This window comes from Flavobacterium eburneipallidum, from assembly GCF_027111355.2.
GTDB classification, from domain to species: Bacteria; Bacteroidota; Bacteroidia; order Flavobacteriales; family Flavobacteriaceae; genus Flavobacterium; species Flavobacterium eburneipallidum.
In genome coordinates, this window is sequence record NZ_CP114291.2 from 1,546,881 (window position 1) to 1,563,254 (window position 16,374).

Genomic DNA, 16,374 nt, shown 5'->3' on the forward strand with positions numbered 1-16,374 from the left:
TTTGAAGTAGGAAGACGGAAGTATGTAAAAGGATTTGTTTAGTTTTACAAAGTCAAAATCAAAATAGTGAAGAATCATACCATAAAACGATACCAAGAAAGTGATTATCATGATTGGAATGCCTTTATCGGCAAAGCCAAAAATGCTACATTCCTCTTTCATCGTGATTTTATGGAATATCATAACGATCGATTTCAGGATTATTCCCTAATTGTTTTGGAGGACAAAAAATGGGTGGCGGTTCTTCCTGCCAATGTTGTTGGGAATCAAGTTTACTCGCATCAAGGGTTGACTTATGGTGGATTGGTTTACAATGATAAAATCGGTGCGGCATCTGTTGAAATTATTTTGGATACAATTCTCGAATTTTTGAAACAAAATGACTTTCAAAATTTCATATTAAAACCCATTCCTGATATTTACCAATTGCGATCTTCTAATGAAATAGATTATTTTTTGTTTCAGAAGAAAGCCGAGTTGCTAAAACGAAGTATGAATTTAGCGATCGATTATAGCAAACCACTTCAAATTTCAAAAAGTAAACTAAAACATTTTAGAAGAATTGCTGAATTGGATATTTCGATTGAAGAAACAGAAGATTGTACCTCTTTTTGGAACGAAATTTTGATTCCTAGATTGAATGAAAAATACGAATCAAATCCGGTTCATTCCTTGGAAGAAATAAATCAGTTGAAATTAAATTTTCCTGAAAATATAAAACAATTTAACGCTTATTTTGAAGGTGAAATTGTAGCAGGAATTACACTTTTTTATTCTCAACAAGTGGTGAAGTCGCAATATGGAGCCACTTCACTCAAGGGAGAAAGTATCAGGGCTTTGGATTTTTTGTTTATTACTTTGATTGAAAAATATGCTACTGACTATTCTTTTTTTGATATGGGAATTGTTGACGCTAATGATTCGTATAATAAAGGCTTACTGAAACAGAAAGAAGAATTGGGTTGTGCTGTATATCTTCAGGATGTTTATAAAATTACCATAGTATGATACAATTTCTTGACCTAAAAAAAATAAACGCTCCTTATGAAACTGCATTACAGGAAAAACTGAAATTGGTTTTAGAAAACGGTTGGTATATTTTGGGCAATGAAGTCAAGGTATTTGAAAGCAATTTTGCCAACTATTGCGGAACAAAACATTGCATTGGAGTAGGCAATGGTTTTGATGCTTTGGTTTTGATCTTCAAGGCTTATATTCAATTGGGAAAATTGCAAAAAGGAGATGAAGTTATCGTTCCTGCTAATACGTATATTGCCAGTATTTTGGCCATTATGCAAGCCGATTTAATTCCCGTTTTGGTCGAGCCAAAATTAGAAACGTATAACATCAATCCTGATTTAATTCAAGAAAAAGTTAGTTCGAAAACCAAGGCAATTTTGGTGGTTCATTTGTATGGACAATTAGCCGAAATGGAGCAAATAACTACTATTGCCATACAAAATAATCTGTTGGTCATTGAAGATGCAGCTCAAGCTCACGGGTCAATTTCAGATTTAAGAAAATCAGGAAATTTGTCAAACGCTGCTGCATTTAGTTTTTATCCAGGGAAAAATTTAGGTTGTTTGGGTGATGGTGGAGCTGTGGTTACTAATGATACTGAACTGGCTAAAGTCATTCAATCGTTACGAAATTATGGCTCGGAAGTGAAATACCAAAATGAATTTATTGGCATCAATTCTAGATTAGACGAATTACAAGCGGCTTTTTTGAATGTGAAATTACCCAGTTTAGATGATGAAAATACTATTCGTAGAACGATTGCGAAGCGTTATTTATCCGAAATAAAAAATGATAAAATAATCTTACCATTTTGGGATTTTTCAGAGAATCATGTTTTTCATTTGTTTGTCATTCGAACCCAAAACAGGAATGAATTACAACAGTATTTGCTAGACAACGGAATCCAAACGATGATTCATTATCCCATTCCGCCACACCAACAAAAAGCATTTTCGACTTGGAATCATTTATCTTTTCCTATTACCGAAAAAATACACGCAGAAGTGTTGAGTTTGCCTATAAGTCCAGTAATGACAATGGATGAGGTCGATTTTGTTGTTTCAATTTTAAATCAATATTGATGGGTATTATTAGTAAAATAAAACATTTTTACTTTGTTTATTTGCGAATGAAGAAGTATGAGATACTTTCTGATTGCAAGAATGTTACAGGTAATCCAATAAAGTTTCATCCTTTATTGCTAAAGGGAAAAGGAAAAATTTCCTTTGGTAAAAATGTACAAATAGGTGTGCTTTCTTCGCCTTTTTTTTATTCACATTATACTTATTTTGAAGCTAGAGAATCCTTCAGTGAAATTAGTATTGGAGACAATGTAGCCATTAATAATGCCTTTTCGATAGAATGCAATGCTAAAGTTATAATTGAAAATGATGTTTTAATAGGATCTTTTTGTACTATTATGGATAATGACGGACACGATTTAGCAATAGAAAAGAGAAAGGATGGGAATCCTAAAATGGCATCGATTCATATTCAACAAAATGTATTTTTAGGCTCGAATGTTACCATTTTAAAGGGAGTTACCATCGGAAAAAATTCGATTATAGGCAATGGTTCTGTTGTGACAAAAAGTATTCCTGACAATGTAATTGCAGCTGGAAATCCTGCAAAAGTCATTAGAAATCTATAACATTGAAAAATCTTAAACAAAATAAGCTAATAAAAATTTTATCACTGAACTCTATTTCGGTTGTGATTAGTTTTTTTTTGGGAATTGCTTCTACCAAAATTGTTTCCATTTTTATGGGTGCTTCAGGGATGGCTTTACTGGGGAGTTTTAAAAATTTCACTTCAATGTTTAAATCGATGTCAACTTTAGGAATCAATAATCTTGTTGTTAAGTTAGTTGTTGAAAACAAAGAAGATAAGAAAGAACTTTCGATCATTTATTCTACTTTTTTTTGGATTTTTTTATTGTTTTCAGTTGTTTTAGGAAGCCTTATTTTAGTGTTTTCTAAATTTATTGCCCAATTTTTATTTTTCAATGATTTGTATCTTATTCCAATACAATTTTTTGGAGTATTGCTGCCGTTGGTTGTTGTAAATGTATTTTGGATGGCTATTTATAATGGTTTAGAAAAATTTAAAAAAATAGTTTTCATCCAAATCCTTTCTAATGTAATGGTGTTTTTCATAACCGCATTTTTAGTATGGAAACAAAATATTTTTGGAGGTCTTTTGTCGGTTGCTTTAAGCGAGTTTTTTTTAGTATTGATCACCTTCTTGTTTGTAAGAAGCGATAAAAGTTATTTTCAATTTGATTTACAAAGAATTGTAAGTAAAAAATATTTTGATGCCATACTAAAATTTTCATCTATGGCGTTGTTAAGCGCAGTGCTTGTTCCATTGGTATTGATGTTGATTAGGAACCGAATTGCTAGTCAATATTCTATTAATGAAGCTGGAATATGGGACGCGGTGAATAAATTATCTAGTTTCTATATGTTGATATTTAGTTCGGGTTTGTCCTTGTATTATATGCCTAAATTAGCGACCTTAAAAACGGATGATGAGTTCAAAATTGAATTGAAATCCTATTTTAAGTTATTTGTTCCATTATTCTTAATTGTGTTGATTGCGGTGTTTTTTCTTAAAGAAATTATTATACATTTAGCTTTTACACCAGCATTTTCAAGAATAAAAGAAGTCTTGATTTGGCAACTATTAGGTGATTTTTTCCGCATAATGACTTTGGCTTTTGGGTATCAAATTGTTGCTAAAGCAATGATCAAAAAATATTTTATTCTCGAAATCACATTCAATTCATTGTACCTTATTTTGTCTTATTATTTGATACCAATTTCTTCTTTTGAGGGGGCTTTACAAGCTTATTTATTTGCTAATTTATTCTTGTTTGTTTTGATTTTGTGGATGTTTAGGAAATTGTTTTTTATTCCTTTGCCTAAACAAGAATTATAGAATTCAACAAATTGTAAAGATTCATATATGAATTGGTTTAAATTTAGATGCTTAAAAATAAGAGATTTCTATAGTTTCCAAACCCCCAAGTAGTTGTCAGTAATTTGGACGTAATTATGCTCTTTTTCGATAAAATTTCTGGCTCTCTCCCCAATAGCAGTTAGTTCTGATGGATTTTCAATCAAAAAAGACAATTCAGCGACTAAAGAATCGACATCAGGCAAAGCATTAATTACCACTCTTTCGGTTAAATTGTAGTGTTTTGTAAACTCATTTTCAGCACCTGTAAAAACGACTTTTCCTTTCGCCATCGCCTCAAGAGCATTATATCCTTGATCGTAAGCATAAACTTGGTCAAGCAAAATATGTGCTCTATTATAAAGTTCAATGTATTGATTGTACGGAATGTTTTCAGAAATTATTATTTCAACTTTCGATTCGTATTTTTCTTTAATTATGTTTAAAGCTTTTTCAAAAAATGAAATCCCTTTTTTGATGTAACTCCCACGATTGATTCCCAAGAAAATCACAATTCTAGTATTTGTTTCTAATGCTTTAAATTCAATTTTGTTAATGTTTATGGGGTTAGGAATAAAGTAAACTTTATATCCCATAGCCTCCATAGGAATTTTATAATCCAAATCGGAAGCAATTAAACTTTGACAGTTTTCAACCAACCAATCAAAAGTTTTTCGATAACTTTTAGTGCTGTATTTTAAAGGAAAATGAAATTGTCTTGCCAATGTGTTGTCTTCAAAATAAGGAGTCAGAATTGAATATTTCATTTCCTTTTTGAATAAATAATCAATAATGGGAGTTTCATCTCCACAAACTAACAAGCTGCGATTTTGAATATTTTGAAAAAGTTTTTTGTAAAGGAAACGCGCCAAAAACGGATAAGTTTCTATAGCGTCAGAATTGATTAATTGTACGTGATTAAAGTCTTTTAGTTTTGGAAGCAAGAAGTAAAAACGAACCGCTCTTTCTATCTTTTCTAAATCGATTGTTGTGGTTTTGCAAATCAGATTTTTGATTTTTCGGATGAACCAAAAGTTTGAAAAAAAAGCAGAATGAATAGAATAATCTACATTGTATTTCTTGAAATGATCGCCTGAAGCTACAACGGTAACTTCGTGTTCTAAAGTAATTAATCCTTCTTTGAGTGAATTATGCAATCGACTGTATTCTCCTAACAAAAGTATTTTCATTTGGCGGACATAAATTTCTATATTTGTGTAAATATACTAACAAATTGACAAAAGAATTTAAAAAACAAGATATAGAAATTCTGGTTTCGACGATGAATCGAAATTCTTTAGATTTTTTGATTCCGATGTTTTCTTTTAGTCATTTTTCTGAATTTTCAATCTTAATTATCAATCAAACGGAAGGTGATAATTTGCTAGTTTCAGATTTTTCGTCTGTTCGAGTAATCAATTCTTTAGAAAAAGGTTTGTCCAGAAGTAGAAATTTGGCGTTGAAAAATGCGATGGGTAAAATCCTTTTAATCGCAGATGATGATTTGGTGTTTAAAGTAGATTTTGATACCAAAATTGTTCAAGCTTACAATCAATTTAGTAATAAAGCTGTGATAAGTTTTTGTATCGAAAAACCAAATGGATCGTTATTTAAAAAGTACTTGCCAGAGGCAAAATCGGATTTGAATCTGATGGAATTGTTCAATGTTTTGTCTGTAGAAATAAGTCTAAACAAAACGATTTTAGATAAAACAGGAGTGACTTTTGATGACAATTTCGGACTTGGTTCTACTTTTAAAATGGGAGAGGAGGCTATTTTTTTGTCGGATATTAAAAATAAAAATTATCAAATTGCCTTTGTTCCCAATGTAATTGCAAAGCATCCCGAAATTTCTTCCAATGAAAAAATAGATTTTTTTCAACGGTATTACATTCAAGGTGCTTTTTTGTCTAGAGTATTTCAAGCGAATTATTTTGTAGATTTAGCCACCAAACTGTTTTTTGATTGGAAACAAAAAAAGCTGAAATTAAGACAAATTAGTAAAGCCATTAAAAGTGCTAATCAAGGAAAACAAGATTTTTACAAATTAAAAAATAAAAGTAATGCTTAACGATATTCAGTTTCTAAATTTCCCAGTGGTTGAAGATATTCGCGGTAATTTAGCCTTTATTCAAAACGATATTTTACCCTTTGAATTCAAGCGAATTTATTATCTTTTTGATGTACCAAGTACAGCTTTTAGAGGCGGACATTCACATATTGATCAGCACGAAATTTTAATTGCTTTGAGCGGTAGTTTTGAAGTCGTTTTGGATGATGGACTAGAAAAAAAAGCTGTAGTTTTAAATAAACCCAATATTGGTCTTCATATAGGAACTGGAATTTGGCGTGAATTACAAAATTTTTCTTCAGGAGCGGTTTGTTTGGTAATTGCTTCGGATATTTTTGACGAAGCAGATTATATTCGGGATTATAGCGTTTTTTTAGATTCTAAAAAATGAGAATTTTATATATAACTCCAAAAATTAATAATGAAGGTGGTGTCGCTAGAATATTATCGATAAAAGCCAATTATCTTATAGAAAAATGGGGTTACGATGTTCATATTCTTACTCAAAATGAGGGCAATAATCCTTTGTTCTTTTCCTTTAATGAGCAAATAAAATTTCATGATATGACGTTGAGAGGAAACAAAATAGCTTTTTTCTCGCGTTATCAAAAAGCATTAAATAATGTTTTGAGCCTTGTACAACCAGATGTAATTGTTGTTTGTGACAATGGTTTGAAAGCTTTTGCAATTCCTTTTATTTTAAAAACAAAGACACCTATTGTTTTTGAATGTCACGGTTCTAAATACATTGAAGAAAGAGAGAATAACAATCTCTTTTTTACCAAAATTAAATCAGCTTTCAAAGATTTTTCAGCTAATAGATTTACCAAATTTGTCGCTTTATCGGGAGAAAATTTAAACGAATGGAAAGTAAATAATGGTAGTGTAATTTCAAATCCCTTATGGTTTGAAACCCAGTCTTTTTCTGCTTTGAACTCTAAAAAAGTTATAGCAGTAGCAAGACATTCTTACGAAAAAGGATTGGATCGATTACTTTATATTTGGGAAAAAATTAGTGAAAAACACCCCGATTGGATATTAGATATTTATGGAAAATCGAATGAAAATCAAACGTTAAAAAAATTGGTTGCAGACCTTAATATTGCTAATAGTGTTGCTTTTTTCGAGCCAGTCAAAAATATAAATGATAAATATCTTGAAGCTTCAATGTTAGTAATGACTTCAAGAACAGAAGGTTTTGGAATGGTGCTTATTGAAGCTATGGCGTTGGGTTTACCTGTTGTTGCTTATGATTGTCCATGTGGACCAAGAGCCATTATTCAAAATGATAAAAATGGATTTTTAATAGAAGATGGAAGTATGGACTCATTTTTAGTAAAGCTCGAATTGCTAATGAATGATGAAAATAAGAGGTTTCAAATGGGTTTGAACGCCAGAGAGAGTGTAAAAAAATACAATTTAGACAACATAATGCTACAATGGAAAACTCTTTTCGAAGAAATGGTTTAACTTTAACCAATAATTATCAGGATTTAATACTGCAATAATAGCCTAATTTATATAAATCAAATAGCAATAAAGAAGGTTTTGAAGAAAACAAGTTGTTCGTGAGTGTTCTCTCTGATTTTTTGAATAAAAAGGAAACAAACAAAGTTAAATGTAGTTTGTTTAACAAAGCATGAACTTTCAAAATTTTACTTTCAGAATGTTCTAAATTTGTGTTTTGAGTTATTGATTTTAGATTTTCTAAAGCAATTTTGGTTTTGTTTAAAAACTGTTGCGAGCATTCTAACCCCAAATGAAAAGTCGGATTATGGATGTGCTTTACTAAAATCCCTTTCTTTTTTAAATCTGATAAAAATACCAAATCTTCATAGCCATAATTGGTAATAGACTCATCAAATTGATTCGCAACAAATACATTTTTTTGAATCAATAAATTAGAAGTTAAAGCACTTTCGTTAGGATTAATTTTTCTTTTTTCTGCAGGAATCGCTTCTCTTGATCGTCCATAAATCCATCTTAATAATTGATCGGGATTCGGTTCTTTTTTTTCATATTCAATTCCTCCAAAAATCACTTTTTCTTCTTTTTTTATTTCCGAAATGTAGTTTTGAATAAAATTGTCATAAACAGGAATCGTATCTGCATCAAGAAAAAGAAACCAATTGTAATTGGCTTTTCGAGCTAAAAGATTTCGAATTTTGCTTCGTCCAATATTGTCTTCTAATAATTCATATTGAACATATTGTAGATTATTAATTTTTTTATTTTTTACAATAAAATCAGTTGATGCGTCATCAATTACAATAATTTCAAACGGTATCTCTAATCCCAAGCATTGCTTATGTAGTTCCGAAACTAGAGGAAAAATGTCATAATTGTATGTTGGAATCAGTATGGAAAGCATATAATTTATGTTTTTTCTTGTACTTTTTCTTTAACAAATAATAGAACAATAATAATCATTAAAAATTCAAATGGAAAACTATATCGGCTATTACTTCCATAAGTTGCCATTGCTTGCAAAATAGAGGTAGCGAGTATAATAATTACTGTAGTAAATTCAAAGGATACTTTTCGTGTTTTGAAAAAACGTATCACATAAACTGGAGAAATAATCAAGAAACTAAACTTAAAAATCAACAATAGAACGCTTTGAATGTGCCAAAATCCGATACAAATTTTGTTACCAAACGGAACTAAAAAATCTAAATAATTGAAATGGATAGAAGTTTTCCAAAAATCAAACCAAGAACGAAATACCACTTGTTCTGCATATTCAACTGGGTTTTTTTTGATAGTTGCAATGGCATATTTTCCCAAATCATTCGATAGATCAGGTAGATTATTATTCTTTTTAGTCATTAATTCTTGATGTGCATCCCAAATAGTCATAGCTAAATCTCGTTTGTTACTTTCTTTTTGGATAGTGTCATTTTTTGCTACATTTTTTATTCTAGAATTGGCATAAATGCTTCCAATCCATTGGTATTCGGGAGTAGTTTTTTCGGCAAAAAACACACAATTTTGGGATAAATTAAGTCCTGAAAACGTAGTGGGAACAAAGTAGCCTGTGTTGATTTTATTGACATAAGACCAGCAGAAATAAGCAAACAGCGGAAAAAGGAGCACGCTTATTTTTTGGTTGATAATTCTTTTAAATTCAAAGTCTTTTAGAACACTAAAACCATAAATCAAGAAAGGTAAAAACACAAAAAAAGGTTTAATTAGCACCAGATAAGTCAAAAGGAAACTCATTAAAACGTTTTTCTTAAAATCGTTTAGATCTAAATAATTATTAGATAATTGATAAAAAATGAGAGTTATAAAAAATAAGATTGATGTTTCAGGCATTATGGCCGTTTCATAGAAATAAATATGCAAAAAACTTGCTATGAAAAGAGTAATGTATAATGCTAATTTAGGACTGAACTTTTGTTTTACTAAAATTTTGTACCATAAAACGGAAGTAATTATTCCAGAAATAAGTTGAAACAAAACCAATAATTGTTGAGAACCAAAAGTTAAAACCAACAATAAAGGATAGCCAGGGCTTCTGGTTCCATCGTATCCATTTAAGTCAAAATTTAATAAATATTGTGAAAGAATGATATAACCATCAGAATCTAAATATAGAGTGATGTTAAAATAAAGTAGTGATAAAATAATCCGAAAGAGTAATCCTAGAACTACTAATGTTCTTATTTCTCTGTTTTTTATGAATGAAAATAATTGGCAATCTACGATTGAATTAATCATTTATAAAGTAAATTATACGGTTTTCTGAACCACCTCAAAAATATGAGCATCTTCACATTTCAAAGTTTTCGAAGGGAATTTCATCAATAACGCATAATCGTGAGTCGCCATAATCACTGTTTTTCCTGCAGCATTGATTTTGCGTAACACTTCCATTACTTCAACACTGGTTTGAGGATCAAGATTTCCTGTAGGTTCATCAGCTAGAATAAATTCAGGATTGTTAAGTAAAGCTCTGGCAATAGCAACTCGTTGTTGTTCACCTCCCGAAAGTTGGTGTGGCATTTTGCCCACAGAACCTAGCATTCCTACTTTGTCTAAAACTTCGTCAATTTTATTTTGAATTTCACTATTGTCTGTCCAGCCAGTTGCTTTCAATACAAAAAGCATATTGTCTTTTACATTACGATCCGGAAGCAATTTGAAATCCTGAAATACAAACCCAATTTTTCTTCTCAAAAACGGAATTTCGTCTTCTTTTAAAGTGGCTAAATCAAAATCTACAATTCTTCCTTCTCCTTCGGTTAATGGCAAATCAGCATAAAGGGCTTTCATAAAACTACTTTTTCCAGTTCCTGTTTTTCCGATGATATAAATAAATTCTCCGTGATTTACTTCAAGATTGATGTTCGACAATATGATTCTTCCTCCTTGAGAAATAACTACGTTTTTTAAAGATAATACGGATTGTGACATAATGGGTTTTATTTTATTTGGTAAATGTAATTATCAATTAGCACAAGAGCAAACAAAAAAAATATTTTTCTGAATCCATCTTGCAATTAGTCCCTTTTGAAGTTTGTTAAAACTTTTGTTCATAATAAAAACCAAACGTACTCCGTTATACCCTGTATAATATGATATATTTGAATTTTTTAAATCAAAATAGCAATGCGTAAAATATACAGGTTTCTCTTTTTAATAATTTTCATTCATACTCTATCCGTTTCGGCACAAAAATCAGCAATTTACTCTTACGATTCCAAAGATTTTGACAAAGCGCTTTTGTTGTATAAAGACGGACAATATGCTTCGGCTCAAATTATTTTTGATAGAGTAAAATCGGCTACAGCCAATGAGGAACTCAAATCAGATTGTGCTTATTATGTTGCCAATTGTGCTATTCGTAGCAATCAACCCAATGCTGATGTATTGATGGAGCGATTTGTTGCGGATTATCCAACGAGTATCAAACAAAATCAAGCTTATATAGAAGTAGCACACTATTATTTCAAACAAGGAAATTATCCAAAAGCTTTAGAATGGTTTGATAAAGTGGACGAAAGCAGTTTGAGTTTTAGCGACAGCGACAAATTTAATTTCCAAAAAGGGTATAGTTTTTTCAGTGCCAAAAACAAAAAAGAAGCAACTACCTATTTTAATAAAGTAGCCAATTCCAAAGAGTACGGTTCTCAAGCCAAATATTATCTCGGTTTTATGGCTTATGAAGGCGATGATTACAAACAGGCAACCAAATATTTTGACGAAGTTTCGGGCGAAGAAAAGTACAAAGAAAAATTGTCTTACTATCAGGCCGATATGAATTTCAAGTTAGGAAATTTTCAAAAAGCGATTGATTTAGGCGAAAAAGCGATGGCAAAATCCTCTCCTTTAGAAAAATCTGAACTGAATAAAATTATTGGCGAAAGTTATTTTAACCTGAAAAAATACGACAAAGCCATTCCGTATTTGTCTTTGTATAAAGGAAAAAAAGGGAAATGGAACAACACTGATTTCTATCAATTAGGATATGCTTATTACATGCAAAAGGATTATGAGAATGCCATTTCACAGTTCAATAAAATTATTGGCGGAAATGATTTTGTGGCTCAAAATGCTTATTACCATTTGGGCGAAAGCTACTTGAATTTAGATAAAAAACAGCAGTCTTTGAATGCTTTCAAGAATGCTTCTGAAATGACATTTGATGCTAAAATACAAGAAGATGCGAATTTGAATTATGCTAAATTGAGTTACGAAATAGGAAATTCATACCAAAGCACTCCCGATGTTTTGAATTCTTTTATGAAAAAATATCCAAATAATCCCAACAAACCTGAAATAGAGCGTTTGTTGATTGATTCGTATATTTCATCTAAAAACTACAAGGAAGCATTGGTGTTATTAGACAAAAATAAGTCACCAGAAAATAGATTAGCCTATCAAAAAGTTACTTTTTACAGAGGTTTAGAATTGTACACTGATCGAAAATACGAAGATGCGGCACTATTATTTGATAAATCTTTAGCAGGGCAAAAAGACGCTCAATTTGCGGCTCGTGCCACTTTTTGGAAAGGAGAAACAGAATATGTTTTGAACGATTTTCGAAATGCAGTATTGAGTTACAAACAATTTCAAGGTTTTCCGCAAGCTGTAACAACACCCGAATATAAAAACGTTAATTACAACATTGCCTACGCTTATTTCAAGCAAAAAGAATACGATCAAGCGGGAAATTATTTCGAAAACCAAATAAAAGTAAAGGATGACAAAGTGCGTTTGCATGATTCGTATTTGCGTTTAGCCGATTGTCGATTTGTAACAACTAAATATACTTCGGCGCTTGAGGCTTACAATAAAGTAATCGAATTCAAAAGTGTCGATGCGGATTATGCTTATTTTCAAAAAGCTATTTGCTACGGATTTATTGCCAAAAACGATAAAAAAATCGAAGAACTCAACAACTTTTTGCAATTGTATCCTAAATCAGAATACCGTGACGATGCGTATTTTGAACTCGGAAATACTTATGTAGCTCAAAACAAACAAGACCTTGCGATAAAAACGTATGATAAATTAAATGCTGAATTCAAAAATGGTTCTTTTGCCTCAAAAGCTATTTTACGTCAGGGATTGGTTTATTATAATGCAGATAAAGACGAGCAAGCTTTAACAAAATTTAAAAAAGTAGCGGCTGATTTTCCTAAAACTCCCGAAGCTCTCGAAGCGGTTTCTACAGCACGATTGATTTATGTGGACAACGGAAGAGTGGACGAATATGCTACTTGGGTACGCACTTTGGATTTCGTTGCTGTTACCGATGCTGAATTGGATAATGACACCTACGAAGCTGCCGAAAAACAATACATGCAAAGCAATACCAAACAAGCCATATCGGGATTTAACGGCTATATTGCTAAATTTCCAAGAGGAATTCATTCGTTGAAAGCGAATTATTATTTGGCACAATCGTATTATTCAGATGGTCAGGAAACCAAATCGGTTCCCAATTATGAATATGTAGTTGCTGGTTCTCGAAATGAATTTACCGAACCATCTTTGAACCGATTGGCACAAATTTTCTTGAAAAATAATAATTCAGAGAAAGCAATTCCAGTATTGTTAAGATTAGAAAGCGAATCTGATGTGGCGCAAAATAAAACTTTTGCCCAATCTAATTTGATGAAATCGTATTATGAAAACAAGGATTATCCCAATTCGGTTATTTATGCCGAGAAAGTTTTGGCAAACCCAAAAATGGATAACAATGTAAAAAGCGATGCTCAAATTATCATTGCTCGTGCTGCTATTCAAACGGGTGACGAAGCAAAAGCTCGTTCAGCTTACGCCAAATTACAAACTATTGCCAAAGGAGAATTAGCTGCCGAAGCCTTGTATTATGATGCCTATTTCAAAAACAAAGATGCGAAATTTGAAGATTCTAATGCAGCTGTTCAAAAATTAGCCAAGAATTATTCCAGTTATAAATATTTTGGAGCCAAAGGTTTAGTGCTAATGGCAAAGAATTTCTACGGATTGAAAGACAGTTTTCAAGCCACGTATATTTTGGATAGCGTCATCAAAAACTTTACGGATTTCCCTGATGTAGTTTCCGAAGCTCAAAAAGAATTGAATACCATCAAAAGTGAAGAAGCTAAAACGAATTCATCTGTAACTAATTAAGAAAAAAGAGAATAGAATTCAGAAAATAGATTAGTCTATACTTTTTTAAAGATAAAAAACATGAAATTAAATACAAGCAGTTTTTATATACAAACAACTTTTCCTCTTTTAGGAAAGTTTGGAATCGGAGTTTTACTTTTAGTTGCTCCATTTTCTTTTGCCCAAAAAAAAGATCCTAAAAAAGACGAAAACATTGGTACAGAAGTAGTAAATGTGGTAAAACCATACACACCCACTATTTCGGATGCTTTCAAAGTGCGTGAAATTCCTGCTATAGAGGATGAAGAAAATAGCAAAAAGGAAATTATAAAATATAACATTTTCTCCTTTCCTGTAGCTTCAACTTTTACGCCATCCAAAGGAAAAGCTGAAGGTGTCGAAAAAGAAAAACAAGCCAAATTGTATAATAATTATGCAACGCTTGGAGTAGGGAATTATGGCATTTTGAATGGAGAATTATTTGTAAACCAAGATTTGGGTGCCAATGATTATGTAGCTGGAATGTTCCGTCATCTTTCGTCGCAAGGCGGAATCAAAAACGTAGATTTAGAGAATTCTTTTTACGATACTGCTATTGATTTGACTTATGGCGTTCGTGGTAATGCTTTGTCATGGAATCTGGATTTGGGCTTTCAAAATCAAGTGTATAATTGGTATGGATTGCCTACAGATTTTGGTAGTTCCTTAACTCCTGTTAATAAAGCTATTTTGATAGATGGAATCAATCCACAGCAAGTTTATAATAATTTATATATTGGAGGGAAAATAGATTTTAACGAAGGACCAGTTCAAGATATAAGCCTAAAATACAATCATTTTTCAGATGCCTACGATTCATCCGAAAATAGATTTTATGCAAAACCTGCGTTGCAATTCGAGATTGATGATTTAAACATAAAAACGAATCTGATAGTAGATTACGTTGGCGGAAGTTTCAAAAATGATTATTCGAATACTAATTCCATAAAATATGGCTTTACTAATTTTGGAATCGCTCCAAGTTTTGCCATGCAAAGAGACGATTGGACTTTCAATTTGGGTGCTGCCGTTTTTTATAGCATGGATTTAGAAAACAGTGACAGTAAATTTTTAGTGTATCCACAGATTAATGCTTCCTATAAAGTGGTGGGCGATTTGATGATTTTCTATGCTGGAGCCGAGGGAAATTTGGAACAAAATACATACGCTGATTTTGTGAGCAAAAATCCTTATTTATCGCCAACATTTGATATAAAACCAACTGACAAACAATTTGATATTTACGCTGGTTTAAAAGGAAAATTGACCAACACTATTGGGTACAATCTTCGCGCTTCGTATGTAAACGAAAGAAACAGAGCTTTGTTCAAAAGCAACGATTATAACGAGGATGCAACTAATCAAAATTATGCTTTTGGGAATTCCTTGCAAGTTGTTTATGATGACATGAAAACCATTAGTTTTTATGGCGAATTAAAAGCAGACCTTTCCGAGGATGTAAGTTTTGGAATTGACGCCACTTTTAGCAGTTATACCAATGATTTTCAGGAGGAAGTTTGGAATTTACCAGCCATAAAATTAAATGCCAAATTAGATTTTAATATTACCGAAAAATGGTACGCTGGAGCCAATGTGTTCTATGTTGGCGAACGAAAAGATCAAAAATTGAACACTGATATTGTTTATGCTGTAGCTCCAAGTCCAATAACTTTGGATAGTTATTTTGATGTAAATGCACACGTTGGATTCAAATACAACGAACGCTTGACTGCTTTTTTAAGATTAAATAATATCGCCAATCAAGATTATCAAAAATGGATGAATTTTCCAGTTCAAGGATTTCAAGCTGTTTTAGGAGCTAATTATAAATTTGATTTCTAATATTTATTTAACCACAAAGTTCACAAAGAAGGCACAAGGTTCACAAAGTTTTAAAATTTATTTTCTGTGTTCTTCGTGCCTTCTTTGTGAACTTTATGTTTAAATTTTTTCTAAATTATGACTTTCAAACAAAAAATACATCAGCATTACCTGCAACTAGTCCAAGACAGAATTGATGTTTTCAAGGATATGATTGTGGCTTTGACTGAAGATTCGAAAAACGATGCGAAAGGTTCTGCGGGCGACAAACACGAAACAGCATTGGCGATGATGCATATTGAGCAGGAAAAACTCAATCATAAATTGAAAGAAGTTTTAGCTCAAAAAGCTGTTTTTGATAAAATTGATTCTACCACAATTGCCAAAACTATTATAATAGGCAGTTTGGTCAAAGCCAATGGAATTTACCTTTATTTAAGTGCCGCACTTCCAAAAATCAATATTGAAGGGATTAATGTTATAGCACTTTCTCCACAATCACCATTAGGCAATAAACTGATGGGAAATGAAGTAGGTTTTCAATTTGAAATTAACGGAACGAAGTATCTGATTGAGGAAATTAAATAATTTGCAAATGAATTATATGCATTTAATCTGTAGTTTTTCTTTTTTTGTAGCAGCTTTTGCTTTTTATAAAATTCATAAGCTTTGGCGTAAAGATGTTACTGAAAATGATAAGCTTTATACTTTTCAGATAAAAGTTGGAAATTTCAAAAATTGGATAGTGATTATAATGCTTATAATTGCTGGAATTGTTTATTTTTTCAAAGCTATTGGGTAGTTTTATTTAAAATTCGCAGTGCTTGAATTTGCGTCATCTGTGTTCTAATTTTACTAAT

Annotated in this window: 14 protein-coding genes; 10 read left to right on the forward strand and 4 right to left on the reverse strand. The window is 31.5% G+C overall.

Translation table 11 applies throughout. From position 1 onward, the window contains the following. Nucleotides 1-66 precede the first annotated feature (66 nt). Genes OZP15_RS06485 through OZP15_RS06500 form a run of 4 tightly spaced genes read left to right on the forward strand, consistent with a single transcriptional unit; the run spans nucleotide 67 to nucleotide 3,960 of the window. On the forward strand, nucleotides 67-1,008 hold the full coding sequence (locus OZP15_RS06485) for a FemAB family protein (protein ID WP_269227641.1): 942 nt from the start codon (nucleotides 67-69) through the stop codon (nucleotides 1,006-1,008). After that, a complete protein-coding gene (locus OZP15_RS06490) occupies nucleotides 1,005-2,102 on the forward strand; it encodes a DegT/DnrJ/EryC1/StrS family aminotransferase (RefSeq protein WP_269227642.1) in 1,098 nt (365 codons plus the stop codon). Before OZP15_RS06485 ends, OZP15_RS06490 begins: the two co-directional genes overlap by 4 nt. 47 nt (nucleotides 2,103-2,149) lie before the next feature. Next, nucleotides 2,150-2,671 (forward strand): acyltransferase, encoded by a 522-nt coding sequence (locus OZP15_RS06495; RefSeq protein ID WP_281337324.1) that lies wholly within the window; start codon nucleotides 2,150-2,152, stop codon nucleotides 2,669-2,671. 2 nt (nucleotides 2,672-2,673) lie between these two features. Next, entirely contained in the window at nucleotides 2,674-3,960 is a 1,287-nt protein-coding gene (locus OZP15_RS06500; protein ID WP_281337325.1) for an O-antigen translocase, read from the forward strand. A 68-nt stretch (nucleotides 3,961-4,028) separates the two neighbouring features. Here the strand turns inward: OZP15_RS06500 and OZP15_RS06505 are convergent, their stop codons facing one another. Next, a complete protein-coding gene (locus OZP15_RS06505) occupies nucleotides 4,029-5,168 on the reverse strand; it encodes a glycosyltransferase family protein (RefSeq protein WP_281337326.1) in 1,140 nt (379 codons plus the stop codon). Nucleotides 5,169-5,212: 44 nt separating this feature from the next. Here OZP15_RS06505 and OZP15_RS06510 point away from each other — a divergent pair, with 44 nt between their 5' ends. Genes OZP15_RS06510 through OZP15_RS06520 form a run of 3 tightly spaced genes read left to right on the forward strand, consistent with a single transcriptional unit; the run spans nucleotide 5,213 to nucleotide 7,519 of the window. Then, nucleotides 5,213-6,049 (forward strand): glycosyltransferase family 2 protein, encoded by an 837-nt coding sequence (locus OZP15_RS06510; RefSeq protein WP_269227648.1) that lies wholly within the window; start codon nucleotides 5,213-5,215, stop codon nucleotides 6,047-6,049. Next, a complete protein-coding gene (locus OZP15_RS06515) occupies nucleotides 6,042-6,440 on the forward strand; it encodes a sugar 3,4-ketoisomerase (RefSeq protein WP_281337327.1) in 399 nt (132 codons plus the stop codon). The genes OZP15_RS06510 and OZP15_RS06515 overlap by 8 nt, the downstream gene beginning before the upstream one ends. Beyond that, complete coding sequence (locus tag OZP15_RS06520; RefSeq protein WP_269227649.1) at nucleotides 6,437-7,519, forward strand: glycosyltransferase family 4 protein; 1,083 nt, start codon at nucleotides 6,437-6,439, stop codon at nucleotides 7,517-7,519. Before OZP15_RS06515 ends, OZP15_RS06520 begins: the two co-directional genes overlap by 4 nt. A 16-nt stretch (nucleotides 7,520-7,535) precedes the next feature. On the opposite strand, the gene OZP15_RS06525 is transcribed toward OZP15_RS06520, so the two are convergent. The 3 genes from OZP15_RS06525 to OZP15_RS06535 are packed head-to-tail and all read right to left on the reverse strand — an operon-like array spanning nucleotide 7,536 to nucleotide 10,468. After that, nucleotides 7,536-8,420 carry a glycosyltransferase family 2 protein gene (locus OZP15_RS06525; protein ID WP_281337328.1) on the reverse strand — a complete coding sequence of 295 codons (885 nt, stop codon included), beginning with the start codon at nucleotides 8,418-8,420 and terminating at the stop codon, nucleotides 7,536-7,538. Nucleotides 8,421-8,425: 5 nt separating this feature from the next. Beyond that, nucleotides 8,426-9,772 (reverse strand): hypothetical protein, encoded by a 1,347-nt coding sequence (locus OZP15_RS06530; RefSeq protein ID WP_281337329.1) that lies wholly within the window; start codon nucleotides 9,770-9,772, stop codon nucleotides 8,426-8,428. A 12-nt stretch (nucleotides 9,773-9,784) separates the two neighbouring features. Then, on the reverse strand, nucleotides 9,785-10,468 hold the full coding sequence (locus OZP15_RS06535; RefSeq protein ID WP_269227653.1) for a cell division ATP-binding protein FtsE: 684 nt from the start codon (nucleotides 10,466-10,468) through the stop codon (nucleotides 9,785-9,787). Nucleotides 10,469-10,663: 195 nt separating this feature from the next. On the opposite strand from OZP15_RS06535, the gene OZP15_RS06540 reads away from it, so the two are divergent. From OZP15_RS06540 to OZP15_RS06550, 3 genes are all read left to right on the forward strand, one after another. Next, complete coding sequence (locus tag OZP15_RS06540; RefSeq protein ID WP_281337330.1) at nucleotides 10,664-13,675, forward strand: tetratricopeptide repeat protein; 3,012 nt, start codon at nucleotides 10,664-10,666, stop codon at nucleotides 13,673-13,675. Nucleotides 13,676-13,735: 60 nt separating this feature from the next. Beyond that, nucleotides 13,736-15,535: a TonB-dependent receptor gene (locus tag OZP15_RS06545; protein ID WP_281337331.1), complete on the forward strand. Its 1,800-nt coding sequence runs from the start codon at nucleotides 13,736-13,738 to the stop codon at nucleotides 15,533-15,535. Between the two features lie 117 nt (nucleotides 15,536-15,652). Next, a complete protein-coding gene (locus OZP15_RS06550) occupies nucleotides 15,653-16,102 on the forward strand; it encodes a hypothetical protein (RefSeq protein WP_269227654.1) in 450 nt (149 codons plus the stop codon). The last annotated feature ends 272 nt before the right edge of the window (nucleotides 16,103-16,374 follow it).